This window comes from Tenacibaculum sp. 1B UA, assembly GCF_033978845.1.
Lineage (GTDB): Bacteria > Bacteroidota > Bacteroidia > Flavobacteriales > Flavobacteriaceae > Polaribacter.
Window position 1 is genome coordinate 193374 of record NZ_JAKVUA010000002.1, and the last position, 25083, is coordinate 218456.

Below are 25083 nucleotides of genomic sequence, written 5' to 3' on the forward strand. Positions count from 1 at the left end.
CGCTAAAAGCGGGAATACAATATTACAAAATATTTTATGTTTTTATAAAGATGCTGAATACTCTAATAAATCTACAATTTTTGTAGCGTATCCAAACTCATTATCGTACCAAGAAATTACTTTAAAAAAGTTTTCATTTAACTCTAAACAAGCGTCTGCATCTATTACAGATGTTCTTGTTTCAGAAACAAAATCTTGTGATACTACTTCATCTTCTGTATATCCAATAATTCCTTTTAACTCACCTTCCGAAGCTTCTTTTAAAGCTGATAAAACTTCTTTTAATGAAGTTGCTTTTTCTGTTCTAAATGTTAAATCTACTAAAGAAACATCCGCTACAGGAACTCTAACTGCCATTCCTGTTAATTTCCCTTCTAATTCAGGAATAACTTTAGTTACCGCTTTTGCTGCACCTGTTGACGTAGGAATGATGTTATTTACTACTGAACGTCCTCTTCGCCATTTTTTATTAGGGCCATCAACTGTGTTTTGTGTTGATGTTGCTGCATGAACTGTAGTCATTAACCCTTCTTTCATCCCAAAATTATCGTGAATCACTTTTGTTAACGGGCCTAAACAGTTTGTGGTACACGAAGCATTAGAAAAAACTACTTCATCACCTTTCAAATCTTTATGATTTACTCCCATTACATACATATTAGCATCTTTAGAAGGTGCTGAAATAATTACTTTTTTCGCCCCTCCAGTAATATGCAGTGCTGCCTTATCTTTATCTGTAAAAAAACCAGTAGATTCAATTACATATTCTGCCCCTGCTTCATTCCATCTCAAGTTTTCAGGATTTCTTTCCGCAGTAATTCTTATTGTTTGTCCGTTTACAACTAAGTTTCCTTCTTTAACTTCAATATCTCCTTCAAAACGTCCATGAACAGAATCATACTTCAATAAATAGGCTAAATAATCTACCTCTAACAAATCGTTAATAGCCACAACTTGGATGTTGTCTCTTTTTATTGCAGAACGGAACGCTAATCGACCAATTCTTCCAAATCCGTTAATTCCTATTTTTATCATTATTAATAAATTTTATATTCGTGTTTAAGTGGTCATTATATCTGATACCCTTAGTAACTCAGTATCGATTTTATGTTGACCTTTGATTGCTTTTTCTAAATTGGTAGCAACTACTTTATTATCTTTTAAGCCCACCATCAAATTGGTTTTTCCGTCAAGTAATAACTCAACAGCGCTTACTCCTAACCTACTTGCTAAAACCCTATCAAAACAAGTTGGTGATCCTCCGCGTTGCATGTGACCTAATACAGATACTCTTACTTCGTATTCAGGTAGGTTTTTCTCAACATAATCTGCTAATTCAAATACATTTTTTCCTGTTTTATCTCCTTCGGAAACAACTACAATACTTGATGATTTTCCTGACCTTCTACTTTTCTTTAATGACTCTAATAGCCTTTCCAACCCTAAATCTTCTTCAGGAATCAAAATTTCTTCTGCTCCAGCTCCTACACCAGCATTTAATGCTATAAACCCTGCATCACGCCCCATAACCTCAACAAAGAATAGTCTGTCATGAGAAGATGCTGTATCTCTTATTTTATCAATTGCTTCTACGGCTGTGTTTAAAGCAGTATCATAACCAAGTGTATGACTTGTTCCTGAAATATCATTATCTATCGTACCAGGAATACCTATTATAGGAAAGTTGAATTCTTTATTAAAAATTACTCCTCCTGTAAAAGAACCGTCTCCTCCAATTACCACTAAAGCATCCACCTTGTTCTTTTGTAAACTTTCATAGGCTTTTTGCCTTCCTTCTTTAGTTCTAAAATCTTTTGAACGAGCCGATTTTAATATGGTTCCTCCTTTGTTGATAATATTATTTACACTTCGTGCGGTTAACGGAGTTAGGTCTCCTTCTATCAACCCTTGATATCCTCTATAAATCCCCATACAATCTATATGGTAATAGGCACTGGCCCTTACTACAGATCGTATCGCTGCGTTCATTCCAGGAGAATCTCCCCCAGAAGTCATTACTGCTATTTTTTTAATTTTCTTCATAAATATCGAATATCAAATTTACTCAATTAAAGTTATTCTTCCATAAAAATTAAGAAAATGATTTTTCCAATAGCTTAGGGTTATTTTGTATTTTTTGTATGAACATTGTAAGTGGTCTTCTTATAAATAAAGTTACTGGTTTTAAATTATTTTTTGCCAATTCGTCATTTATTATTTTTTTAGCATGGTATGCTACCGAACCAATAAAATACAGAGGTTTTTTTTCTAATTCTTCTTTGTAAGTTATTAATTGTTTATTAATAAATTCTGAAACACAAGATGCTACCAACTCTTGTACATAACTGTTTTCTATATTGGTAAATAAAAATCGAGCGTATTTTGCTAGGTACTTATTAGGTGTTTTTGAATTGTATAATTTAGATAATACTTTATCTGAGTTTAAGTTAAACTCTTTTTCAAAAGAAAACTTTAAATCGCTAGGTAATTCATTAAAATAGTAAGCTTTTAACAGCTGTTTCCCTAAATGATTACCACTACCCTCATCCATTAATAAATATCCCATTGATGTTATGCGTTTTTGTATTTTATTTCCATCAAAAAAGCAACAGTTTGAACCTGTTCCTAAAATACAAACTACTGATGGTTCTAAAGACGCTGACAACACTGCTAGCATTATATCTTCTTGTATTTCTATTTTTTTTGCATTGCTATAATAATGTAACAAAACACTTTGTATTTTTTCTTTACTTTTTTCATTGTTACATCCTGCTCCAAAAAAATATATAGAACTAATTTCTTCTTTACAAACTATCAATTCTTTTGAACTTCTAATAGTTTTATGAATTGCTTTCTTTTTTAAGATCGACGGATTTATTCCTTTTGTTCTAATTCTAGACTGAATGCTACTTTCGTTGACATTAAGAACAATCCAATCACATTTTGTAGAACCACTATCTGCAATTAAAATCATTTATGAGGTTTTTGATTTTATTCGGAAAATTAAATCGTTAATTACTTTTTTTCCCAAGGTTAACCCTTCTATTTGGTTTACTTTTAACAAGCTGGCTTCATTTTTACTATCTTTCTTACGGACTATTGTAAAAAGTGTACCTTTTAGTTGTTTGGTATAGTCACTAATTGAAATATTATGAGTGTAAACTATGAGTCCATCTATTAAATCGTCTGATAGTAATTTTATGTATTTGCTTTCTCTTTGCAGGCTATTACATGTTTGATATAGCATTACTCTGTGTTCTTTACTACTGGTTTCCTCTATGATTGCATTGATAAAATTATATATAAAATCGTCTTTAAAATTTGGTACAATTACTCCTATAATATAATTCTTTCTTTTTTTTAAGTTCTTTGCAAAAAAATTAGGCTTGTAGCATAAAGACTTTGCAACATCATTTATATTTTTCTTTGTTACATTGCTTATTTCATAACTGTTATTTAGTGCTTTTGAAACTGTAGATATTGAGAAACCAGTTTTTATTGCTATTTCTTTTAATGTAACATTACTCTTCATTATTAATACTTTTATGAAGAGTTAACAATGAATAGTTATATAGTTTTTCTATGCTTTTTATAACCATTAACTCTGTATCTTCTAATGGTGTTTTTAAAAATTCTATTTGTTCTTTCAATTCTTTTCTATCTTTCTCTGATAACTCTGAGCTTTGTAAGATCTCTATACAAAATAATGCTGTTTTATGTAATGATTTGTAGTGTTTCTTATACTTCTTTAAAATAGGGTTGTTTGGTAACTTTAAAAAATCTGTATAACCTTTTTCCCACTTAATAAAATATTTAATTATTTCTGATTTTTTTGCTTCGTTGGGTGTTTTAATAAAATCACTTACTAAAGTATTAAAGGTATATGCATCTGCTGCATCTGCTGTACAAGCATCTGCAAAAAGTATAAAAGGTGAAAACGTTTTATACTCTGTACCTTCTTTATTTCTGGTATAGACTTTTAAAGGTTCGTATATCCCAGTCAACACCTTTAACGGTTCAATTGTATTTGTCTTTGTTATATTTCTTAAAATAACTTCTACACTACCTTTATTAGTTATCCCTACAAGCTCCAAATTATCATTAACTACTACTAACCTTTTACGCATATTAGCGATATTATTTACTTTTTTAGAGGACCAAAAGCGTTCTGCTATTGCTGCTGTTCTAGGCCAAATACGTGAATCTATAGTTAATGGTGTTACCAATTCACTCCACATTGTTACTTCTCCCCCTAAAACTCTTTGCTCTTCTTTTTTTGTTAACTTTTTATTACCAACAGGGTCAATCATGTAGTGGTAATTAACTGACTGTAATCTATCGATATAATAATCGTTAGACAATACAACATTGTAACCTTTTTTTACCGCTTTTACTAAAGTCCCTTTTTCAAATCCCTCATTTGCCCCTCTCCACGAATGAATAATAGCGGTTTTAAGCATGTCTTTCGTCATTATTTCATCCCACCCCATTAACTTTTTATTGTATTTTGATAATATTTTTTGAAGCTTTATATTAAAATATGTTTGTAACTCATGATTGCTTTTAAGATTATGCTCTTTTTTAAATTTTGAAATTTCTTTATTTTCATTCCAATGTTTACCCTCATTTTCATCTCCTCCAATATGAAAATATTCATCAGGAAACAACGTTATTACTTCTGAAAATAATTTATCTAAAAACACATATACCTCTGTATTAGTGGGGTCTAATGTTGGGTCAAAAACACCTGAGTAACGCTCTAATTCATATTTCTCATTTTTTTTGCTTCCCAACTCAGGATATGCTGTTAATATTGCTGTTGCATGTCCTGGTACATCTATTTCTGGTATCACACGAATACCTAAAGAATTAGCATAATTAATTACATCTTTTATTTGACTATGTGTATAATAAAGATTGTCTGATGCTTCTTTATGTAGCTTTGGAAAAATTTTTGATTCTATTCTATAACCTTGGTCATCTGATAAATGCCAATGAAAAACATTCATCTTTAAAGCTGCCATAGCTCTTAAGTTTCGCTTAATAACATGTACTGGTTGAAAGTGTCTCGCAACATCTATCATTAAACCTCTCCACACAAATCTAGGAGAGTCTTTAATAAGCACACCAGAAATGAAAAATTTTTCTTCATCAAAAGTTATTAACTGTACCATTGTTTCAAGAGCTCTAATTACTCCAACATCCGTTTTAGCCTTTATTAAAACTTCTTGTTCTTTTACTTCTAAAACATAAGATTCATCTACATGAATACCTAGTTTTTCTGTTTTATCAAACTCAACTTTAATTGTTGCGTTTTTAGTATTTAACCTCGGAAAACCTTCTTTTATAAAAACACCTGTTTTATTTGTTATCCGTCTTATAATATTTGTTGCATAATTATATACTCGACCTTCTTTTTTTTGCACGCTCATAGTAAAATTAGCATCAACTACAAGCTTGGTATTAGTTTTTGTTAACTCTTGCGGCCATGGCATTAAGTTAAGCTCGTTCCTTAAGTTGTCTTGTGCTTTTAAGCTAATACAGATTAGCCACAAGACAATAAATATGTTTTTAGAAGATATAATCATGAAATAGTTTTTAGAAATAATGTCTTTTAAATGCTTCGATTGCTGCGTAATTTGCCATTCCCAGATCATGATATTTTTCAGCAGTTAATCTATTTCTGTCTTCTGCTCTTACCCAGAATTCTCTTATATCATCTCCTCTAAACATTACTTTGTCTTTTTGTGATTGGTGATAAAAAATAGCATGTCGTTTTTTTACAACTTGATCTGGACTAAGTGGTACTGCCATTTCAATCTCAAAAGGCTCCCATTCAAACCATGCTCCTCTATACAACCATACCCAGCAATCTTCCATCATTTTTTTAGGTTTTAATTGTTTTAATACTTCAAAAAGTGCATCTAAACACACTTTATGGGTTCCATGAGGGTCGGCTAAATCACCCGCTGCATATATTTGATGAGGCTTTACCTCTTCTATCAAATCACACATAATTTTTACATCAACATCAGATAAGTTATTTTTCTTTACTTTCCCTGTCTCATAAAAAGGAAGGTTTAAAAAGTGTACAAATTCATCTGGTAATCCTAAATAACGAGTAGCAGCATATGATTCTGCTTTTCTTATTGTTCCTTTTAAAAGTTGTACTTCTTTTGAAGCCACAGCTCTTTTATTATTTTCATTAATCTTAGAAATCACTTTATCTAAATGATTCTTATCTGTAGTAAGTACCTTAGCTACCTCAGCAAACTTTAAAGCATCCTCATCGGTCACAGCAATACTACCAGAGGTTTGGTAAGCCACATGAACCTCGTGCCCTTGCTCTATTAATCTATCGAAAGTACCTCCCATAGATATTACATCGTCATCTGGATGGGGACTAAAAATGATTATTCTTTTTTTATGAGGTGTTTCTCTTTCTGGTCTATTTGTATCATCTGCATTAGGTTTTCCTCCTGGCCATCCTGTAATAGTGTGTTGTAAGGCGTTAAATATTTTTATATTTAAACTATAAGCACTTCCTTCTTCTGCTAACAGTCCTGACATTCCGTTTTCATTATAATCCTTATCTGTAAGCTTCAAAATTGGTTTTTTCACTTTCTCACTTAACCAGAAAACAGCTTTCTTTTTTAGTTCTTTATTCCAAAAACAAGACATAACCAACCACGGTGTTTTTATTCTTGTAAGTTCTGAAGCCGATTCTACATCTAAAATAAATGTAGTATTCTTATGGTCTTGTAGGTAAGTAGCTGGTATTTGTGGAGATATTTTTCCTTCAATAGTGTGTTGTATAACTTTTGCTTTATTTACACCCCATGCTAATAAAACAATTCTTTTTGCCTTTTTTATGGTACTTATTCCCATAGTAATTGCTTTTTTAGGAACATTATCTATTCCTAAAAAACTTGAAGCTGCATCTTGCCTTGTAACATAATCTAGGGTTATGCTTCTTGTGCTTGAGTTATAGTGAGACCCTGGTTCGTTAAAGCCTATGTGACCAGTTCTCCCAATTCCTAGTAACTGAAAATCTAACCCTCCTGCTTCTTTTATTTTTAATTCATAATCTATGCAATATTGATAAATCTCTTCTGATGATAAAGTTCCATTCGGAACATGAATGTTTTCAGATAAAATATCTACATGATTGAACAAGTACTCATGCATAAAATAATAGTAACTCTGTACATCATTAGGCTTCATCGGTAAATATTCATCAAGATTGAAAGTAACTACATTATTAAAACTTAAACCTTCCTCTTTATGTAATCTTACCAACTCTTCATAAACTTTAATTGGTGAAGAACCTGTTGCTAATCCTAAAACACATTTTTTATTTTCTTTAGCTTTTTGTTTAATTAAATCAGCTATTTCATGTGCTACTATTTTTGAAGCTTGGAGTGAATTATTAAAAATTATATTATGGATTTTCTCAAATCTAGTTTCTTCGAATTGCCCTGCTGGTTTATGAACAATTGCTTCTCTATTATAGGTTTTTATGTCTCCAATCATGGTTTTCGTCTTTTAGGTAAATGTATTTATTACTTATCTTTTTCATCTTTTTTTTCGACTAAAAGCAGTAAATACTAGACAAAAAACAAGCGAAAATATGTTTAATATTCTCGCTTGATAATTAATTGTAAATCCTTAAATTATATAAGATAATTTACAAAGAGGGGGAGTTAAAACAAAGTTTTCTTAATTCATATCCCACCATAACTTAGTGTTCATTTCATCTGGTCCTTGTTGTTGTATTGCAACTGTAATATTTTCTTTATTTAATGTCTTTTCTGTTGATGAGTAAGGCAACCTATTCGGTACGTTACCATTATTTGGCTGAGAAACCCAATAATTAGTATTATCTGTAATTTGTGGTATTAAATCTGTTCTTCTTACCAAACTCCAACTTTCATAACCGTTTGTTAACGAAGCTAACCAACGTTGATTATGTACTTGCGCTAACTGCTCTTCGTTACTTCCTGATAGTGTTGCTATAGGTTCACTTGCAATAAAGGTTCCTACTTCAGCTCCCCAAAAACGTATGCTAGATGAAATTCCTGCTTGATAAGATGCATTTGCATTTCCTGCATAACCTAACAAAGCTGCTTCTGCTTGCAAAAAGTTAGACTCTGCTGCTGTTAAAACCATTACGTTTACTTGATCTTTTAAATCACTCAATCCTTTGCCTATAATTTTTTCGCTAGGTTTTGCCATGTCTTCCCATTCTGGAGCTGTACGTATATTCACAAAACTACCTTTATATCCACCATTTTCTGCTTCTGTAAAAATTTCTCCTAATCTTGGATCATTATTATCTCTTAATAAACTTACATAACGTTCGGTTGGCACCCATTTAGAACCTAAACCGGCAAAGCCCCAATAAACATCTTCAAAACCTCCATCTAAATTTGCATTAATTAAAGGTTCTTTCGACCTTTCAAGAGTAGCTTCATTAGTATCATCTATTAATGGGTTTGCTAAACAATCGTTGATAACCGCATCAATAAAACTCGACTCTCCGTCTGCTATAAATACATCTCTACTTCTCAAAGCCATCCTTAAACGTAATGTATTTGCTAAGACTTTCCATTTTTGTGGATCTCCTTGATAAATAAAATCTCCTTTTGCGCCATTAATAGTTTCTGTAGAAGCTCCAATAATATTCATCTGTTCTTTCAAGTCTTCTAATATAAATTTATAGATTTCTTTTTGGGTTTCATATTTTGGATTTAATACTTCTATTTTAGGAACTATTATTTCTTTATGAGGTACATTTCCAAAAATATCTGTCATTTTTTGAGTAAACATAGACATCATTATTCTTGTGATGGCCATACCTTGTATATCGTTAAGATCTTGATACTCTATTAATAGAGCTCTTAGGTTTATACTACTTTTTTTATATGGCTGATCAAAAACACCATTAGTCCAACCTTGATCATTTTTATAACTATCAACACCAGCCCACCAAGTACCTTGAACATTTGTTGTAAATTGGTGTGAAAATTGAGAAGTATACAGTAAGTTCCCTCTCCATGATACAAATCTAGGTTCTGCAAATGTAAAATACTGAACTCCTCCTAAAAGATTTTCTGCTCTTGCATTGGTTGGTAAATTCGGGTTTCTGTTTATTTCTTCAAAATCACTTGTACAAGAAAAGGTTGAAGCTATTACAATTAGTATTAAAGCAATATTGGCAATTTTAATACTATTTTTTTTATTTCTATTATTCATAATATTATAGTATGTTTTTTTTAAAAGGATACTGCTAATTTTAACCCATGGCTTGAAGTAGAAGGCATATCAAAAAACTCAATTCCTTGAATTGCCGTATTAAACCCTACTTCTGGATCAAAGTTTCTTGTGTTCTTATGAAGTATTGCTAAATTTCTTCCTACATAACTTATTGATGCCTTTGAAATTGAAAATTTCTTTAAAAACTTGGGAGACAAATTATAAGTAAGTGACAACTGTCTTAATTTCACAAAACTTGCATCAGAAATCCAGTTTTCTGAAATATTTCCTAATCTATTGTAATAAGTTTGTGGATCTACTCCTCTAGCAACTATATCTGACGGTAAAACTCCTCCTTCAATAGTTGTTCCTTCTGGTACAAGAATTCCTTGACCTCCTTCATAAAAGGCTCTTCCTTTTAATGTTATTTCATCGGTTCCTTGTACTCCTGCTAATCGATCTGTAAAAGAGAAAACATCTCCGCCTGAACGTATATCTATTAAGAAATCTAATTCAAAATTTTTATAGGTAAATGTATTAGTGATACCCATTAAAAAATATGGAGTTACGTTTCCTATTACTCCTTCTTCTCCTACTATTGGCAGTCCACCAGTATCATAAATTTTATTCCCATCACTATCTCTTTTAAATGTAGATCCTATTAGGTCACCATATAAACTACCTTCTGTTGCTACAAGTTGTATAACGTCGTTAAACTGACGGGCTAGTATAGTTGAAGGAAGACCATCTACGAGTTTTTCTATTCTGTTTTCGTTTTTTGTAAAATTAATAGCTGTATTCCACGAAAACTTTTCACTCTTTATAGGTGTACCTGTCAAGGCTATTTCTAAACCGCTATTTCTTATTAATCCTGCATTTATCAACTTGCTTTGCGCTCCTGATGTTGCTGGTAATGATATTTGTAATATTTGATTTTTAGTTTCTTTATTGTAATAAGTAAAATCTATTCCTAATCTATTTTCAAAAAAGCTAGCATCTAAACCTATTTCATATTCAGTAGATAATTCTGCTTTTAAATTTGAGTTAGGTATGATGTATCCTGGTGAAGCTCCTTCTTCGGCATCTCCTGCTGGTAATTGAGAGTTACCTAAATATAATAATGATAACCCGTTATAAGGTTTTGAAGTAACAGTAAAAACAGAGCTTAACAAATGAGGTAATGTAGCGTTACCTGTTCTTGCAGCACTTGCTCTTAATTTTAATCTATTTATTTTTTCTGTTTTAATATTAAATATTTCACCCAACAAAAAGCTAGTTCCTATTGATGGATAAAAGAACGAAGCATTTTCTTTCGGTAAAGTAGAACTCCAATCATTTCTAGCTGTAATCTCTACAAAGGCATAATTATTATACCCTAATTGAACGCTTCCAAATAATGATTGAGATTTTGTTCTATTTAAAAATGTAGAAACACTCTTATAAGTAAAATTATTTATTGAAAATAAATCTTCATCTAATAAATCATTTGCTTCTGTTCTATTTGTTTTTGAATTAGTTTCAACAGTATTGAAACCAAAAGTTGCGTCTAGCGATAGTTTATCGGTTATATTACCATTATAAAACAGCATTAAATCTAGGTTGTTTAAAACCGTTTGATTTGTTATTTCTTCTAATCCACCTGTTGGTGCAATATCAAAAGCTCCTATAGGCTGATAAATTGATGCTATATAATTACTTTGATCTCTCGAGTACCTTGCTGTGGCTGATAAGTTTTCTGTTACCTGATATGTTGCATTTAACAACCCTGTAAACCTATTTTTATTATCTTCATTTATTTTAGTGTTTACTGCATAATAGGGGTTCATCGTAAAAGCTCCGCCTCCGTAATTATTTGGTCTTCCATCTAACTTTATATAATTTTTAGAGAGTATTTGATTAGATATATTACGAGGTTTTAAAATTAATCCTCTCACTGTATTAGCTTGCCCATCTGTAATATCTGGTCTATTAGTAGCTTTATTATTGATGTATGAAATTTTAGCTTGTACTTTTAATTTATCAGTTATATTGGTAAAAGTATTTAACAAAACACTGTTTCTTTCAAAGTCACTGCCTCTTAGTACCGGAGCGTTAGTTAAGTTAGTATAAGATAACCTATAGTTAGATACTTTATTTCCTCCTGATGCACTTATTGAATTTATAAAAGTTGACCCTGTTTTGTAAAAATCTTTAAAGCTATTTGGATTTGCTTTATAAACATCAGTTCCTATTCCATCAAACCTCATCCTTTGAGAGCCGTCTAATTTTGGCCCCCAGCTTCCCGATCTAGTAATATCATACTCTAACGAATTTGTAGCCGCATTATATGTTCCTTGTCCATAACTATTTTGTAATCTAGGAGCTACTAAAACATTATCAAGCGTTGTGCTAGAACTAAAATCAATCTTTACTTTTCCTTCTTTACCTTCTTTTGTTGTTACTACAATAACTCCACTCGCTCCTCTATACCCATAAAGAGCCGTTGCGTTACCTCCTTTTAATACATTTATACTTTGAACATCTTCTGGGTTAATATCTGCTAAAGCATTACCATAATCAAGTCCACCAGTAAAACTCCCCTGCCCTAAGCCTGTATTATCTACAATAACTCCATCTATTACAATAAGCGGATTATTTGATACTAAGGAAGAAACTCCTCTAATATTTATGGATGCAGAACCAGCTACTCCTGAACCGTTTTGATTTATTTGAACCCCAGTAACCTTTCCTGATAAAGCATTTGTTATATTGGTTGTTTTAACTTTGTTTAAGTCTTTACTTTTTATAGTTTGTAAAGAATAACCTAGCTTTTTCGATTCTTTTTTAATACCCAATGCTGTTACAACAACTTCTTCTAACAGATTCGATTCTTCTAAGGCTACATTTATTATATTATTTTCTACTACAACCTCTAACTTTTTCATTCCAACAAAAGAAAAAACTAAAACACTTCCTTTTGATGCTTTTATAGTATACTTACCGTTAAAATCAGCTTCAGTTCCCTTTGTTGTCCCTTTAACAATTACATTTACTCCTGGTAAAGGCAAACCGTCAGTTGCAGATGTTACCTTACCTGTTATTACTTTTTCTTGTGCGGTAATAATTATACTAAACAACATAAAACCCCAAAAGAACAGTAGTATTTTATTTTTTCTCATATGAGTGGTTAATTAAAAAAAATTTAAGTTAAATGTATGTTTAATTCTTTTTCTGGAAAAAATAATATACCAACAACGCAAAAAAAACAACAAACGACACTTTTTTTTTAAACTTTTGCATTTTTTTAACAAAAATTATTTGATATAACTTAAAATAGCTACTTTCATGATTTTTATAAAATGAAATCATTTGCTTCTTTAAAAAATAATAAAACCATACCAAGAAAATATCATGTTATTTTTTGGGTTAGTTATTTTTGCTTTAATGTAATTAGATGGGGAAGCTATTTTGGAGATTATTGGTATTCTCTTAAATCAAATTTAATTGAATTCCCTCTACATATTATTCTTGTTTACACAAGCATATACTTTCTTGTTCCTAGTTTTTTAGCCAAAAAAAAATATAAAACTTATATTTTTTTATTAATCGCTTCACTAGGCTTTTTATATATAATTCGAACAGGGTTAAACTATTTATTAGTTACAAAAAACATCTGGCCAGAATCTGATGGTCATCAACAAGCTTTCACGTTTAATCATATTATTGCTGTTACTTTAGGCGAACTTTATGTACTTGCTTTAGCTACTGCTATTAAATTTACAATAGACTGGGTTTATCAAAAGAAAAGGATTGCTACTTTACAAAAAGAACAATTAAAAAGTGAGCTTAATTTTTTAAAAACACAAATACAACCCCACTTTTTCTTTAATACATTAAATAACTTATACGCACTTACATTAGAGCAATCTGAACAAGCACCAGAGGTCGTTTTAAAATTATCTAATATAATGCAGTATGTTATTTATGATGTAACAAAACCAAAAGTAAAACTACTTAACGAAATACAACACATTCAAAACTATATCGATTTAGAAAGGTTAAGGTGTCATGAAAATGCAATAATAAATATTGAAATTGGTGGAGAAATAGATAATGTAAAAATACCTCCACTCATTTTTTTATCATTTATTGAAAATAGTTTTAAACATGGAAATAAAAATAGTCCCAACTTTTATATATACATTAGTATCGAAAAACAACCTGAAAACCGATTACTGTTTTCAATAAAAAACTCTTATGAAAAAGATAGCTTGTTTAAGAATAGTGAAAAAAGTGGTATTGGAAATATAAATACTAAAAGAAGATTAAACTTACTTTACAAAAACAACTACGACTTATCTTTTTCAAAAAATGAAAATAAATACTGTGTAACCCTAAATATACCATTATAAAAGTGAAAATTAATACTATTATAATTGATGATGAGCCTTTTGCTATTAAAGTTATTCAAAAACATTTAGAGAAATTTAAAAAATTTAACATTGTTAGTACTTTTAACAACCCCATAGATGCTATTGAAGTTATTGAAAATGAAAATATAGATGTCATTTTTTTAGACATTAATATGCCTAAAATGAATGGCATAGAGTTTATAAAAAATATAACATTAAAATCTCATGTAGTAATAACTACCGCATATAGAGAGTTTGCGATAGATGCATACGAACTTGATGCTCTCGATTACTTAGTTAAACCAATTCCTTTTAATCGTTTTTTAAAAACAGTTAATAAACTTACTCAACGTATTTCTAATATTAACTATAATAGTTCGCAAAAAAATGATGCTTATATCTTTCTAAAAGTCGATAAAAAGCTCGTTAAGATTAAATATAAAGACATTCTATACATAGAAAGTTTAAAAGACTACATAAAAGTTAGTACTACCACCGATAATCATATTGTGCATAAATCCCTAACCAGTATTTCAGAAGAGTTACCTAACGACCTCTTTTTAAGAATACACCGCTCATACACAATTTCAATAGATAAAATAAATTATGTAGAAGGAAACTCTTTAACAATAAATAAGAAACGAATTCCTATAGGGCGTAAATACCTCTCAAACACAAAACAGGTTATTTTAAATGCAAATAACAATAATTAATAGTTTTATGCTGTTTAACAACCTAACGATGTATTTAGTAGATTTTTTTTTATGTGACTAACAAAATTTAATTAAGTTTAAGCCAAAAATAAATTCATGGTTAATTTAAGTAGTTTAGATTTTATAATTATAGTTGCCTTCTTTATTATATCCTTATTCATCGGAATTTGGGCTTCAAAATCAGCAGGTAAGAATAGTTCTGAATTCTTTTTATCAGGAAGAAACATGCCTTGGTGGTTATTAGGTGTTTCTATGGTAGCAACTACTTTTGCCGCAGATACTCCTGGATTAGTAACTGAATTAGTTAGAAAAAATGGTGTTTCAGGAAACTGGGTTTGGTGGGCACTCCTACTTACAGGGATGTTAACCGTATTTTTTTATGCTAAATTGTGGAGAAAATCAGGAATTACAACAGATTTAGAATTTTATGAATTGCGGTACTCTGGTAAAATGGCTAGCTTTTTAAGAGGTTTTAGAGCTATTTATTTAGGAGTTATTTTCAATGTAATTACCATGGCTGGTGTATGTTTAGCAGGTGCCAAAATTGCCAATATTTTATTAGGAATTTCTCAAGGAGAAATGCTGTTATACTCATCTATAATTGTAGTTATTTATTCTTCTTTAGGAGGGTTAAAAGGTGTATTACTTACTGATTTTATTCAGTTTTTAATTGCTATGGTTGGTTCAGTTTGGGCAACTATATATATTATAAATTTGCCTGAAATCAACGGACTTTCAAATTTATTAACACACCCCAACGTGAGTGATAAACTAGCAATGCTTCCTGATTTTTCGGATAAAGAGGCTCTTATTACCTTGTTTATAATCCCTTTTGCTGTACAATGGTGGAGTACTTGGTATCCAGGTGCTGAACCCGGTGGTGGTGGTTATATTGCACAACGAATGTTGGCTGCTAAAGACGAAAAAAATGCAACGTGGGCTACTTTATTTTTTAATTTCGCTCATTACGCTTTACGTCCTTGGCCATGGATTATTGTAGGACTTGCTTCATTAATTATCTTTCCGAGTTTAGATAGTATGAATCAAGCTTTTCCTAGTTTAACAGCTGAAATGCAAGGTCATGATGTTGGTTATGCAGCAATGATGACCTATTTACCTGCTGGCTTATTAGGAATTGTATTAACTTCGTTAATAGCTGCTTTTATGAGTACAATTTCTACCCAACTGAATTGGGGAAGCTCATATATAGTAAATGATTTTTATAGTAGGTTTATCAATAAAAAAGCTTCTGAAAAACAAAAAGTTGTAGTTGGTAGAATATCAACTGTATTGCTAATGCTTTGTGCTGCGTTATTTTCTTTCTATTTACAATCGGCTAAAAGTGTTTTCGATTTATTGCTACAAATTGGTGCTGGTACAGGGCTATTGTTTATTTTACGTTGGTTTTGGAGTAGAATAAACCCATACAGTGAAATTGCTGCTATGGCTATTTCTTTTATTATTGCTGTATTCTTTTTTATCAACAAAAAAATAGAAACCCCAATCATAGAAATTGCTGGATATTGGCAGTTAATCATCGGTGTTTTTGTCACAACTATTGGATGGGTTATTGTAACTCTTTTAACACAACCTACAGATGCTAAAACATTAGAAAAATTTGACAATCTTATTTTTAAAGGAGAAAATAAATTTAAAAATGTTGGATTTAAAATTGTTGGATTTGTAACTGGAATAATTGGTGTGTACAGTTTCTTATTCGCCACTGGAAACTGGATTTATGGTGAAATGATTCTTGCAATTACACTTTCGATAATTACTCTAATTTGTATTTTAATTCTAAAAAAGATTTGGAAGTTTGTTTCCTAATACATATCAGTTAATATAACACTCTAAAGTATTTATTGTACCGCTTTATCGTAATTAGAAATGATTTTTTGTATGCTGTTTTTTTCAAAAACAGAAGGATACAACTCTTTTATTATTGTATAATATTCAAAATCAATCGCTAAAGCATTTTTTAGGTGTGTTATACTATACTCTTCTTTACCAAGAATCATAAACAACCCACAAAGCCTATATTCTATTTCTGCAAACTCTTTATATGTCTTTTTTGCTTGAATTAATACCTTAAGAGCTTCGTTAAACTCTCCTAAAAACAATAAAATATCAGCCAACGCTACATATATTTCAATTTCTTTATCACCTAACGACAAACAAGTTTTAAAAGCTTTAACTGATTCTTCATAAAAATTAAGCTTCAAATTGATATCTCCATAACGTCTCCAATACAAAACGTTTGCTTCATCTATATGAATAGCTTTGTTTATATAATACAATGCCTTTTGATAATTCTCTTGATTATAACAAGCATTCGTTAGTAAAATCCAACCTCTATCTAAAAGAGGATCTTCGTGCACTGCTTTTTTATAAAAATGTATAGCTGTTTGTGTATTATTTAGCTTTTCATAACACTCTCCTATTCTTATGTAAGCATAGGCTGTTGGATCGTCTAACTCTAGTGTTACTAAATAATTTTCTATAGCTTCTTCATAACGGTTTAGTTCTTCTAAAGCTTTTGCTTTTTCCAAATAACCTCCAATAAAACTATCATCAATTAATACTGCATAGTCAAAAGCTGTTAATGCTTCTTTGTACATACCTAACTCAAAATATTGCTTTCCTAATTGATGCCATGCAACTTCGCAGTAAGGATTCTTATCTAAATAAGCATTTAAAAATTTAATAGCGTCTTTATGACTACCTTCCATATCAAAGCAATACACAATATTGTATAACGATGAATAATCTTCATAGTCTACCTCTATACATTTAGCAAAATTTAAGCGAGCATTTTCAAAATCATCAAGATATAAATACTCCATACCTATCATTGACCAAACATCAGATGGATCTTCTATATACTGTAAAGATTCTTTTAAAATTGCAATTGCTTCAGTATGCTTCTTCTTTTTGGATAGAATAATTGCTTTTTGGATAAAAACCTCGTCGTTATGAGGTTCTACAGCTTCAATATTAGATAACATCTTAATTGCTTCATGCAATTGGTCTTCAAAAATTAAAATTTCTACTTTCATTAATTTTAATTGAATTGAAGACGGATGCTGCTCCAAACCTAACTGTACGGCTTTTTTTGCCAACGACTGTTTACCTATATTTAAATAATGCTCTATAATTATTTCAAATTCTACAGCATCAAAAAAATATACCTCATTGGTTTTCAACATGGATTCAAATTTTGATATTGACATAGGCTACAGATTTGAATTTATATAAAATTACTACAAGAACAGTACCTATTTACCTATCTGTTTATTTCTTTTCAACAATTTAATTAACAATATTGTCTCTCTTTCTTATTAACACTAAGTTGTTTGAAAGAATTAATTATTTTTCTATATTTGAAAGAACTAAAAATTAATATCTAATTTTAAACAAAAAATCATGAGTAAATTTGACGAAAAAGTAACACTTTATAAAAAATTTATGGACGATAGAGATATCCGTTCTAACACAGATTTATTAACTGCTGTTACAAAAGGACTAGGACCTTCTATTTATAAAAATGATGCTGAAACTGTATCTGGTAGTGATCCTAAAGAACTGGAAACCGTTAAGAAAAATTTCTTAATGAAAAAGTTAGGTTTAGCTGATGGACCTGAATTAGATAAGGCTATTGGAGAAGTTATGGAGAGAATTGGAAAGTCTGAAAGAAACAAGTACCGTGCTGTAGTTTACTACATGTTAGTAAAGAAATTTGACAAAGAATCTGTTTACGGAATGTAATAACTCTTTTTTGATAAATATAAGTCCTGTATTTAAGTTTTAAATACAGGACTTTTTTTTATTTTAGCCACCAACAAACAACTTACTATTTATGTCGCAATTTATTAGCGTTTTTGATATGCTTAAAATTGGGGTGGGACCTTCTAGCTCTCATACCCTTGGCCCTTGGAGAGCGGCCCAACAATGGATACAAAAATTAAAAGAAACGAATGAATTTCTTTTAATTGAAGAGATTAAAGTAGACTTGTATGGTTCTCTTTCGTTAACTGGTAAAGGGCATGCGACAGATTTAGCCGTTTTACTTGGTTTAAGTGGTGCTGATCCAGAGTATATTCCTATTGAAACTATTGATGTAGTTATTAGTGATATTCAAACTAAAGAGCTATTATTTTTTAATAATGAAAAGAATATTGTTTTTGCTAATAACTCAGTAAAATTCAACAAAGAATTTTTGCCTTTTCATGCGAATGGAATGACTTTTAGAGGATACGCTAATGGGGTAGAAATTTCAACAGAAACCTATTACTCTATTGGTGGAGGTTTTATCGTACAAGAAGACGATAATCTTGCTGAGGATATTGAAATTAACAAACAAAACTTTCCGTTTCCAATAAACAGAGCTACTGAACTAGAAGCTTATTGTGAAAAGGAAGGCTTGAATATTTCTGATATTGTATACCAAAACGAACTCGTAATTAATTCTGCTGAAGAAATTGATAAAGAGTTACACCGTATATGGAATACCATGTTAGAATGTATGTATATTGGTTGTCATACTAAGGGGATTTTACCTGGTGGATTAAATGTAAAGCGACGTGCATTTGAAACACATCAAAAACTTATTAAAGATGCTGAATATAACAATCAACAGGAGTGGATTGCCGCTATTAGAGGCACCGAAGTTAAGTTTCGAGAAATTTTAAAATGGGTGAGTTGTTTAGCCTTGTCAGTAAATGAAGTAAATGCTGCTTTAGGTAGAGTTGTTACTGCTCCTACTAATGGAAGTGCTGGAGTAATTCCTGCTGTAATAATGTATTATTTAGTAATAGAAAACCACGATGCTACTTTTGAGCATGTTAAAAAGTTCTTACTAGTCTCAGGAGAAATAGGGAGTATTTTTAAGAAAAATGCTACAATTTCTGCTGCTATGGGTGGTTGTCAAGCTGAAATTGGAGTATCATCAGCCATGGCTGCTGCCGCATTAACTGAATTATTAGGCGGAACTCCATCACAATGTTTAGTTGCTGCTGAAATTGCCATGGAACATCACTTAGGACTTACTTGTGACCCTATTGGTGGATTAGTACAGGTACCTTGTATTGAACGTAATGCTATGGGAGCTATTAAAGCTATTAATGCTGCTGAATTAGCCTTAGAAACTAACCCAAAAGAGTCTAAAGTCCCATTAGACAAAGTAGTTGACACTATGTGGGAAACTGCTAAAGATATGAACCGAAACTATAAAGAAACCTCAGAAGGCGGCTTAGCTGTTACAGTACGATTAGCTGATTGTTAATTTTTATTTTATTTCAATAGGCCTTCCTAAAAACTTAGGCTTTATATTAAAAAGAATATCAACAAAAACTTTTACTCTAGCTAAGTATTCTCTTAGCTGGACTTTGACCGCATATTTCCCAGAAATACCTCTTGCGTTATAACCTATTGCGTAAATATCATAATGATTAGCTAAGTATAAGGCCCTTTCATTATGGAATTTTTGAGATATAATAGTTACTGAAGTTTGCCCAAAAATCTCTTTCACTCTTACCACAGAATCCAATGTTCTAAACCCTGCATAGTCTAAAAATATCTTATTTTCAGGAATTCCCACTTCTATTAAATCATTTTTAAAATCAGTGGGCTCATCGTATCCCTCAGAGCCATTATCACCACTTACTAAAATAAAATCAATCTTTTTAGCTTTGTATAACTCCACAGCAGCATTTAATCTGAATTGATAATACAAATTCACTCTACCATCTGACAAATACTTTACCGTACCTAATAACAACCCTACCTTATTTTTAGATATATTTTCTGTAGAGTTAAATAGTTTTCCTTCTGCATTATTAATTATTACTTTGTTTGAAACATAAATAGAAGTAATTATTAGTAAACAACCTAAAAGAAAAACAATAGCAACTTTTTTTCGTTTCATTTATCTTGTAAATACTAAATCTGTTTCAGTAGACATTTCTTCAGAAAAACCATATCCGTCAACATCAAAACCTTTTAATTCTTCTAAAGTCTCTACATTATTATCAATAATATAGCGCACCATTAATCCACGAGCTTTTTTAGCAAACGTCATAATAGTCTTATACTGTCCGTTTTTAAAATCTTTAAAAACTGGAGTTATCATAGGTACTTTTAATGTTTTTTTAGGAAGTGCCTTAAAGTATTCTGCACTTGCCAAATTAATTAATAGCTCACCATCCTCAAGTTCTTCATTTAAAGATTCCGCCAATATAGTATCCCAAAACTTATATAAGTTTTCTCTTCTACCTACTTTTAACCTAGTTCCCATTTCTAATCGGTATGGCTGAATTAAATCCAATGGTTTTAACAACCCGTATAATCCTGATAAAATTCTCAATTTATCTTGTAAAACTGGAATTTTATCTTCCGAAATAGAATTAGCATCAATCCCTCTATACACTTCCCCTGTAAAAGCGAATACTGCTTGTTTTGCATTCTCTAAAGAAAAAGGAGGCTGCCAGTCTTGATTTCTTTCATAATTTAAACTTGCTAAATCATCAGAAATCTTCATTAACTCACTCAGCTTTTTCCTTGAAAGTGTTTTTAGCTTCTTATTCAACTTTTCAGATTGTTCTAAAAACCTAGGTTGTGTATATACATCGGTAGTAACTTTGCTTTCAAAGTCTAACGATTTTGCTGGTGATATAATAATTTTCATGTTATAAATATTTAAAGTAAAAATAAGAAGCTATTCTAAAACCATCAATTACTTTAAGTAATTAATATTGATTGTAGTATTGATATTTTTAATACTAAACTTGTAATCCATCATATGCTAAAAACACATTCTCTGGCAATTCTTTTTCAACCTCATCGTGTAATCCTAAAAGCTCACTAATATGCGTTAAATATGCTTTTTTAGGTTTAATTCCCTCTATAAAATTTAATGATTCTTCTAAGTTAAAATGTGTTTTATGAGGTTCTCTTCGTAAACCTGTCACAATCAAAACATCAAGGTTTTTTAGCTTTTCTTTCTCTTCTTCTGAAATAGTTTTAATATCGGTTATATATGCTACGTTATTAAAACGATATCCGAGAATTGGTAAATTACCATGCATTACTTCAATTGGTGTTACCTCTACTCCATCCAACTCAAAACTTTCTTTGTGTGAAACAATAGTTGGCGCTACACTTGGAGCACTCGGGTATCTATTTTCAGTTGCAAAAATATAATCGTATCGTTTTTTTAAAACATTTAGCACTCTTTCTGTTAAGTAGATAGGTACTGGTCCTATTTGAAAACAATACGGACGGATTTCATCCAAACCTGCTATATGATCTGCGTGTTCATGTGTAAATAAAATTCCTTTGATTGATTCGACCTCTTCACGCATCATTTGCTGACGAAAATCAGGTCCGCAATCAATAACATAATTAATATTATTCCACGAAACCAGCACTGAAGACCGTAATCGTTTGTCTTTTGGGTTCTTAGATAAAGCTACAGGGTGCTTACTTGTAAGCATCGGAACTCCAGTAGAAGTTCCTGTTCCTAAAAAAGTTATTTTTACTTGATTTTTTTTCTTCATTTTCACCACAAAAATACAACAAAAATTGTCTGATACTTCCTAATTTGAGTACATTTGTAATACGTAACTAAAAAAAACAAAATGGCAATTACGTTAAAAGGAGATCAAAAAATAAGTACTGTACCAACTACCAAAATGAAGTCGTTAAAAATTAATTTAAACGCTCATATATATGGAACTTTTGCAGAGATTGGAGCTGGTCAAGAAACTGTTCGTAATTTTTTTAGAGCTGGTGGAGCATCTGGTACTATAGCAAAAGCTATGAGTGCTTATGATAAGGATTTCTCTGATGCCATTTATGGAATTGAAAAAGACAATCGTTATGTTACTGAACCTCGATTAAAGAAAATGCTAAAGCATGAAATGGAGTTAATTGAGGAACGACTTGATCGTCAAAAACACCCTGATAAATTATTTTTTAGTTACGCTAATACAGTAGCAACTATAAACTTTACTAAAAAATTTAAAGGTCATGGTTGGGTTGGTATTCGTTTTCAATTAGATCCATTAGAAGATTACAACGAAATTGTTTTGCATCTTCGTTTTAAAGAAACCGATGCTCGTCAGCAGCAAGAAACATTGGGCGTTTTAGGTGTAAACTTAATTTATGGAGCTTATTACTTAAATGACAATCCTAAAGATTTATTAAAGTCTTTTTACGATAATATTGATAAAGACCGTTTAGAGATTGACATGATCAACTTCTCTGGACCTCGTTTTATGTATGTTGACAACCGCTTAATGAGTTTACAACTTGTTAAAAACGGGATGACAAATGCTGTAATGTTTGGTCCTGACGGGAATAACTTATTGCCTGCACAAGTACTTTACAAAAAGAATATTTTGGCTCTTCGTGGAAGTTACAGACCCGTAACTAAGGTTAACATGGATATGTTTGAGCGTTCTAAACAACTATTCTTTGATGAAAATAAAGTAGATCCTAAGAAAACTAAAATTATTTTTGAAATTACCTTAAGTAACCTTCGTGCCGAAGGAGAAATTAACGAACGTGACTTCTTAGACAGGGCTGAACTACTATGTTCTCTTGGTCTAAACGTTATGATTACCAACTATCAAGAATACTTTAAACTAGTAGAATACTTTAGCGAATACACCAAAGAGCGCATGGGACTTGCTATGGGAGTTTACAACTTGATTCAAATTTTTAATGAAAAGTATTATCGTGATTTAAGCGGTGGTATCTTAGAAGCTTTTGGTAAACTATTTTATAGAGATTTAAAGGTATACATGTATCCTTATAAAAATGAGGAAACTGGTGAATACATTACTAGTGAAAACCTTAAAGTGCATCCTAGAATGAAAGAACTTTATAAGTTCTTTAAAAACAATGGTCGATTAATTGATATTAAAGACTTTAACCCTGATATTTTACATATTTTCTCAAGAAAAGTCTTAAAAAAGATAAAAAACGGAGAAGATGGATGGGAAGAAATGCTTCCTAAAGGAGTTTCTGAAACTATTAAAGAAAAACGCTTATTTGGGTGTACAAAAAGAATTAAGTAGTTTTTTATATCTCTTTTTAAACCTTTTGCTATCTTTAATGTCTAACAACTAAAACAGTTTTGGTTGATTGACGAGATCACACTTATAAATCAATTACAGCAATCTACTACCAAAGAGATTGCTTTTAAAAGCCTAGTATCGCAATATAAAGAGCGATTGTATTGGCATATACGAAAAATAGTAATTTCTCATGAAGACGCCGATGATGTTTTACAAAACACTTTTATAAAAGTTTTTAAAAGTATTAATCACTTTAAAAGAGATAGTAAACTATATTCTTGGATGTATAGAATAGCTACCAATGAAGCTATAACTTTCATCAACAAAAAAGCTAAAGAAAAGAATATTCATATTTCTGATTATCAACTACAGCTTACTTCTACTTTAGATAGTGATTATTGGTTTTCTGGTGATGAAATTCAGCTTATTTTGCAAAAAGCAATTGCTACATTACCTCAAAAACAACAATTAGTATTTAACATGAAGTACTTCGATGAAATAAAGTATGAAGAAATCTCTGAAATTCTCAATACCTCAGTTGGTGCTTTAAAAGCCTCATATCATATAGCCGCTAAAAAAATAGAACAATTTATAAAGAACTATAATTAAACCTTTTACAAAAACAAGAGTCTTACTAAAGTAATGGATAAAAAATTAAAACATACTATAGATTATATAAACCAACAAGTTGGCAAGGATAATGGTTTTTCAACTCCTCAAAATTATTTTGAAAAAGTTGAAGAGACTATTAACACTTCTGTATTTATAGATAGTTTACCAAAAAATAAACCATTCAATACTCCTCACGGTTATTTTGATACAATTGAAGCTCGAATTCAATCAAAATTAGCAATAGAACAAACTAAAGAGTCAAAAGTAATTTCATTACGTAAAAGAATTTTACAGTATGTTCCTGTAGCTGCAGCAGCTTCTGTTTTACTTTTTATTGGTATTAATTATTTTAATACTCAAAAAATTACTTTTGAAGATATAACTATTACTGATATAGAATCTTGGTATGAAAATGGATATGGTGATATTGACAATAGTGAGCTTGCAACAGCCTTAAATACTTCAGAGCTAGAAGAAGATATATTTGCTTCTATTAGTGATGAAACACTAGAAGATTACTTAAGCTCTGTTGACACACCAACACTTATAAACGAAATACAACAATAATGAAGAAGCATTTACTTATATTATTTGTAGCTTTTACTTCCCTTTTTTCTGTTCAATCACAAACTAAAAAAGGAAATTATGAAAAAATTAAAGCTTTTAAAGTAGCTTTTCTTTCTGAAAAATTAAATCTAACGGAAGAAGAAGCTGATAAATTTTGGCCATTATATAATATATATGATAAAAAAATGATTAAACTTCACAAAGCGGAACGATACAGTATAAAGAAAAAAATACTTAGCTGTGGAGGAATTGATAGTTTAACTGACAAAGAATCAAAAGAAATTGTGAATAAAATTAAGTCAGTTTCAAAAGAACAATACGAAGCTAAAACTCACTTTTATGATAAGCTCTCAACTTTTTTATCAGATAAAAAAATTCTCACTTTAGAAGTTGCTGAACACGAGTTTCACCGAAAGCTTATAAAAAAGCTAAAAGGTAAAAAAAGAGAACATCAAAAATAAAAAAAGG

Annotated in this window: 21 protein-coding genes; 9 read left to right on the forward strand and 12 right to left on the reverse strand. The window is 30.7% G+C overall.

Annotated features, from left to right (window positions below; all coding sequences use genetic code 11):
• Positions 1-42 precede the first annotated feature (42 nt).
• The 8 genes from gap to MK851_RS03955 all read right to left on the reverse strand — a co-directional run bounded on the left by gap (position 43) and on the right by MK851_RS03955 (position 12413).
• Positions 43-1035 carry a type I glyceraldehyde-3-phosphate dehydrogenase gene (gap, locus tag MK851_RS03920; protein ID WP_303509272.1) on the reverse strand — a complete coding sequence of 331 codons (993 nt, stop codon included), beginning with the start codon at positions 1033-1035 and terminating at the stop codon, positions 43-45.
• Between the two features lie 24 nt (positions 1036-1059).
• The gene (gene pfkA, locus MK851_RS03925) at positions 1060-2043 is read right to left on the reverse strand and encodes a 6-phosphofructokinase (RefSeq protein WP_303509270.1); all 984 of its coding nucleotides are present in this window, start codon (positions 2041-2043) and stop codon (positions 1060-1062) included.
• A gap of 49 nt (positions 2044-2092) precedes the next feature.
• Positions 2093-2974, reverse strand: a complete 882-nt coding sequence (locus MK851_RS03930) for a BadF/BadG/BcrA/BcrD ATPase family protein (protein WP_303509268.1) — start codon at positions 2972-2974, stop codon at positions 2093-2095.
• The gene (locus tag MK851_RS03935) at positions 2975-3532 is read right to left on the reverse strand and encodes a LacI family DNA-binding transcriptional regulator (RefSeq protein ID WP_303509266.1); all 558 of its coding nucleotides are present in this window, start codon (positions 3530-3532) and stop codon (positions 2975-2977) included.
• A complete protein-coding gene (locus tag MK851_RS03940; RefSeq protein WP_320241624.1) occupies positions 3522-5588 on the reverse strand; it encodes a family 20 glycosylhydrolase in 2067 nt (688 codons plus the stop codon). The genes MK851_RS03935 and MK851_RS03940 overlap by 11 nt, the downstream gene beginning before the upstream one ends.
• A gap of 10 nt (positions 5589-5598) precedes the next feature.
• The gene (gene nagB, locus MK851_RS03945; RefSeq protein WP_320241626.1) at positions 5599-7533 is read right to left on the reverse strand and encodes a glucosamine-6-phosphate deaminase; all 1935 of its coding nucleotides are present in this window, start codon (positions 7531-7533) and stop codon (positions 5599-5601) included.
• 186 nt (positions 7534-7719) lie between these two features.
• Entirely contained in the window at positions 7720-9255 is a 1536-nt protein-coding gene (locus MK851_RS03950; RefSeq protein WP_320241628.1) for a SusD/RagB family nutrient-binding outer membrane lipoprotein, read from the reverse strand.
• A gap of 20 nt (positions 9256-9275) precedes the next feature.
• The gene (locus MK851_RS03955) at positions 9276-12413 is read right to left on the reverse strand and encodes a SusC/RagA family TonB-linked outer membrane protein (RefSeq protein WP_320241630.1); all 3138 of its coding nucleotides are present in this window, start codon (positions 12411-12413) and stop codon (positions 9276-9278) included.
• A gap of 180 nt (positions 12414-12593) precedes the next feature.
• Here MK851_RS03955 and MK851_RS03960 point away from each other — a divergent pair, with 180 nt between their 5' ends.
• The 3 genes from MK851_RS03960 to MK851_RS03970 all read left to right on the forward strand — a co-directional run bounded on the left by MK851_RS03960 (position 12594) and on the right by MK851_RS03970 (position 16186).
• Positions 12594-13646: a sensor histidine kinase gene (locus MK851_RS03960; RefSeq protein WP_320241632.1), complete on the forward strand. Its 1053-nt coding sequence runs from the start codon at positions 12594-12596 to the stop codon at positions 13644-13646.
• Between the two features lie 2 nt (positions 13647-13648).
• Positions 13649-14359 carry a LytTR family DNA-binding domain-containing protein gene (locus MK851_RS03965; RefSeq protein ID WP_320241634.1) on the forward strand — a complete coding sequence of 237 codons (711 nt, stop codon included), beginning with the start codon at positions 13649-13651 and terminating at the stop codon, positions 14357-14359.
• A 96-nt stretch (positions 14360-14455) separates the two neighbouring features.
• Positions 14456-16186, forward strand: coding sequence for a sodium:solute symporter family protein (locus MK851_RS03970; protein ID WP_303509249.1), 1731 nt, complete (start codon positions 14456-14458; stop codon positions 16184-16186).
• A 32-nt stretch (positions 16187-16218) separates the two neighbouring features.
• Here the strand turns inward: MK851_RS03970 and MK851_RS03975 are convergent, their stop codons facing one another.
• Entirely contained in the window at positions 16219-17589 is a 1371-nt protein-coding gene (locus MK851_RS03975) for a tetratricopeptide repeat protein (protein WP_320241637.1), read from the reverse strand.
• Between the two features lie 193 nt (positions 17590-17782).
• On the opposite strand from MK851_RS03975, the gene MK851_RS03980 reads away from it, so the two are divergent.
• Both MK851_RS03980 and MK851_RS03985 read left to right on the forward strand, forming a co-directional pair.
• The gene (locus MK851_RS03980) at positions 17783-18124 is read left to right on the forward strand and encodes a DUF2853 family protein (protein ID WP_320241639.1); all 342 of its coding nucleotides are present in this window, start codon (positions 17783-17785) and stop codon (positions 18122-18124) included.
• A 91-nt stretch (positions 18125-18215) separates the two neighbouring features.
• The gene (locus tag MK851_RS03985) at positions 18216-19640 is read left to right on the forward strand and encodes an L-serine ammonia-lyase (RefSeq protein WP_320241640.1); all 1425 of its coding nucleotides are present in this window, start codon (positions 18216-18218) and stop codon (positions 19638-19640) included.
• 3 nt (positions 19641-19643) lie between these two features.
• Here the strand turns inward: MK851_RS03985 and MK851_RS03990 are convergent, their stop codons facing one another.
• The 3 genes from MK851_RS03990 to MK851_RS04000 form a co-directional block, all read right to left on the reverse strand.
• Positions 19644-20282 (reverse strand): vancomycin high temperature exclusion protein, encoded by a 639-nt coding sequence (locus MK851_RS03990; RefSeq protein WP_303509241.1) that lies wholly within the window; start codon positions 20280-20282, stop codon positions 19644-19646.
• Positions 20283-21041 carry a peroxide stress protein YaaA gene (gene yaaA, locus MK851_RS03995; RefSeq protein ID WP_320241643.1) on the reverse strand — a complete coding sequence of 253 codons (759 nt, stop codon included), beginning with the start codon at positions 21039-21041 and terminating at the stop codon, positions 20283-20285.
• Between the two features lie 94 nt (positions 21042-21135).
• Positions 21136-21912, reverse strand: coding sequence for an MBL fold metallo-hydrolase (locus MK851_RS04000; RefSeq protein ID WP_320241645.1), 777 nt, complete (start codon positions 21910-21912; stop codon positions 21136-21138).
• Between the two features lie 81 nt (positions 21913-21993).
• Here MK851_RS04000 and MK851_RS04005 point away from each other — a divergent pair, with 81 nt between their 5' ends.
• The 4 genes from MK851_RS04005 (at position 21994) to MK851_RS04020 (ending at position 25076) form a co-directional block, all read left to right on the forward strand.
• A complete protein-coding gene (locus MK851_RS04005) occupies positions 21994-23436 on the forward strand; it encodes a TonB-dependent receptor (protein WP_320241647.1) in 1443 nt (480 codons plus the stop codon).
• Between the two features lie 63 nt (positions 23437-23499).
• Positions 23500-24045 carry an RNA polymerase sigma factor gene (locus MK851_RS04010; RefSeq protein WP_320241649.1) on the forward strand — a complete coding sequence of 182 codons (546 nt, stop codon included), beginning with the start codon at positions 23500-23502 and terminating at the stop codon, positions 24043-24045.
• A gap of 33 nt (positions 24046-24078) precedes the next feature.
• Positions 24079-24615, forward strand: a complete 537-nt coding sequence (locus MK851_RS04015) for a hypothetical protein (protein WP_320241652.1) — start codon at positions 24079-24081, stop codon at positions 24613-24615.
• Complete coding sequence (locus MK851_RS04020; RefSeq protein WP_303509224.1) at positions 24615-25076, forward strand: hypothetical protein; 462 nt, start codon at positions 24615-24617, stop codon at positions 25074-25076. The genes MK851_RS04015 and MK851_RS04020 overlap by 1 nt, the downstream gene beginning before the upstream one ends.
• Positions 25077-25083 lie beyond the last annotated feature (7 nt).

Excerpts from the sequence above, each read along its gene's own strand:
- gap (WP_303509272.1), bottom strand. The coding sequence starts at position 1,035 with ATGATAAAAATAGGAATTAACGGATTTGGAAGAATTGGTCGATTAGCG.
- pfkA (WP_303509270.1), bottom strand. The coding sequence starts at position 2,043 with ATGAAGAAAATTAAAAAAATAGCAGTAATGACTTCTGGGGGAGATTCT.
- MK851_RS03930 (WP_303509268.1), bottom strand. The coding sequence starts at position 2,974 with ATGATTTTAATTGCAGATAGTGGTTCTACAAAATGTGATTGGATTGTT.
- MK851_RS03935 (WP_303509266.1), bottom strand. The coding sequence starts at position 3,532 with ATGAAGAGTAATGTTACATTAAAAGAAATAGCAATAAAAACTGGTTTC.
- MK851_RS03940 (WP_320241624.1), bottom strand. The coding sequence starts at position 5,588 with ATGATTATATCTTCTAAAAACATATTTATTGTCTTGTGGCTAATCTGT.
- nagB (WP_320241626.1), bottom strand. The coding sequence starts at position 7,533 with ATGATTGGAGACATAAAAACCTATAATAGAGAAGCAATTGTTCATAAA.
- MK851_RS03950 (WP_320241628.1), bottom strand. The coding sequence starts at position 9,255 with ATGAATAATAGAAATAAAAAAAATAGTATTAAAATTGCCAATATTGCT.
- MK851_RS03955 (WP_320241630.1), bottom strand. The coding sequence starts at position 12,413 with ATGAGAAAAAATAAAATACTACTGTTCTTTTGGGGTTTTATGTTGTTT.
- MK851_RS03960 (WP_320241632.1), top strand. The coding sequence starts at position 12,594 with ATGAAATCATTTGCTTCTTTAAAAAATAATAAAACCATACCAAGAAAA.
- MK851_RS03970 (WP_303509249.1), top strand. The coding sequence starts at position 14,456 with ATGGTTAATTTAAGTAGTTTAGATTTTATAATTATAGTTGCCTTCTTT.
- MK851_RS03975 (WP_320241637.1), bottom strand. The coding sequence starts at position 17,589 with ATGTCAATATCAAAATTTGAATCCATGTTGAAAACCAATGAGGTATAT.
- MK851_RS03980 (WP_320241639.1), top strand. The coding sequence starts at position 17,783 with ATGAGTAAATTTGACGAAAAAGTAACACTTTATAAAAAATTTATGGAC.
- MK851_RS03985 (WP_320241640.1), top strand. The coding sequence starts at position 18,216 with ATGTCGCAATTTATTAGCGTTTTTGATATGCTTAAAATTGGGGTGGGA.
- MK851_RS03990 (WP_303509241.1), bottom strand. The coding sequence starts at position 20,282 with ATGAAACGAAAAAAAGTTGCTATTGTTTTTCTTTTAGGTTGTTTACTA.
- yaaA (WP_320241643.1), bottom strand. The coding sequence starts at position 21,041 with ATGAAAATTATTATATCACCAGCAAAATCGTTAGACTTTGAAAGCAAA.
- MK851_RS04000 (WP_320241645.1), bottom strand. The coding sequence starts at position 21,912 with ATGAAGAAAAAAAATCAAGTAAAAATAACTTTTTTAGGAACAGGAACT.
- MK851_RS04005 (WP_320241647.1), top strand. The coding sequence starts at position 21,994 with ATGGCAATTACGTTAAAAGGAGATCAAAAAATAAGTACTGTACCAACT.
- MK851_RS04015 (WP_320241652.1), top strand. The coding sequence starts at position 24,079 with ATGGATAAAAAATTAAAACATACTATAGATTATATAAACCAACAAGTT.
- MK851_RS04020 (WP_303509224.1), top strand. The coding sequence starts at position 24,615 with ATGAAGAAGCATTTACTTATATTATTTGTAGCTTTTACTTCCCTTTTT.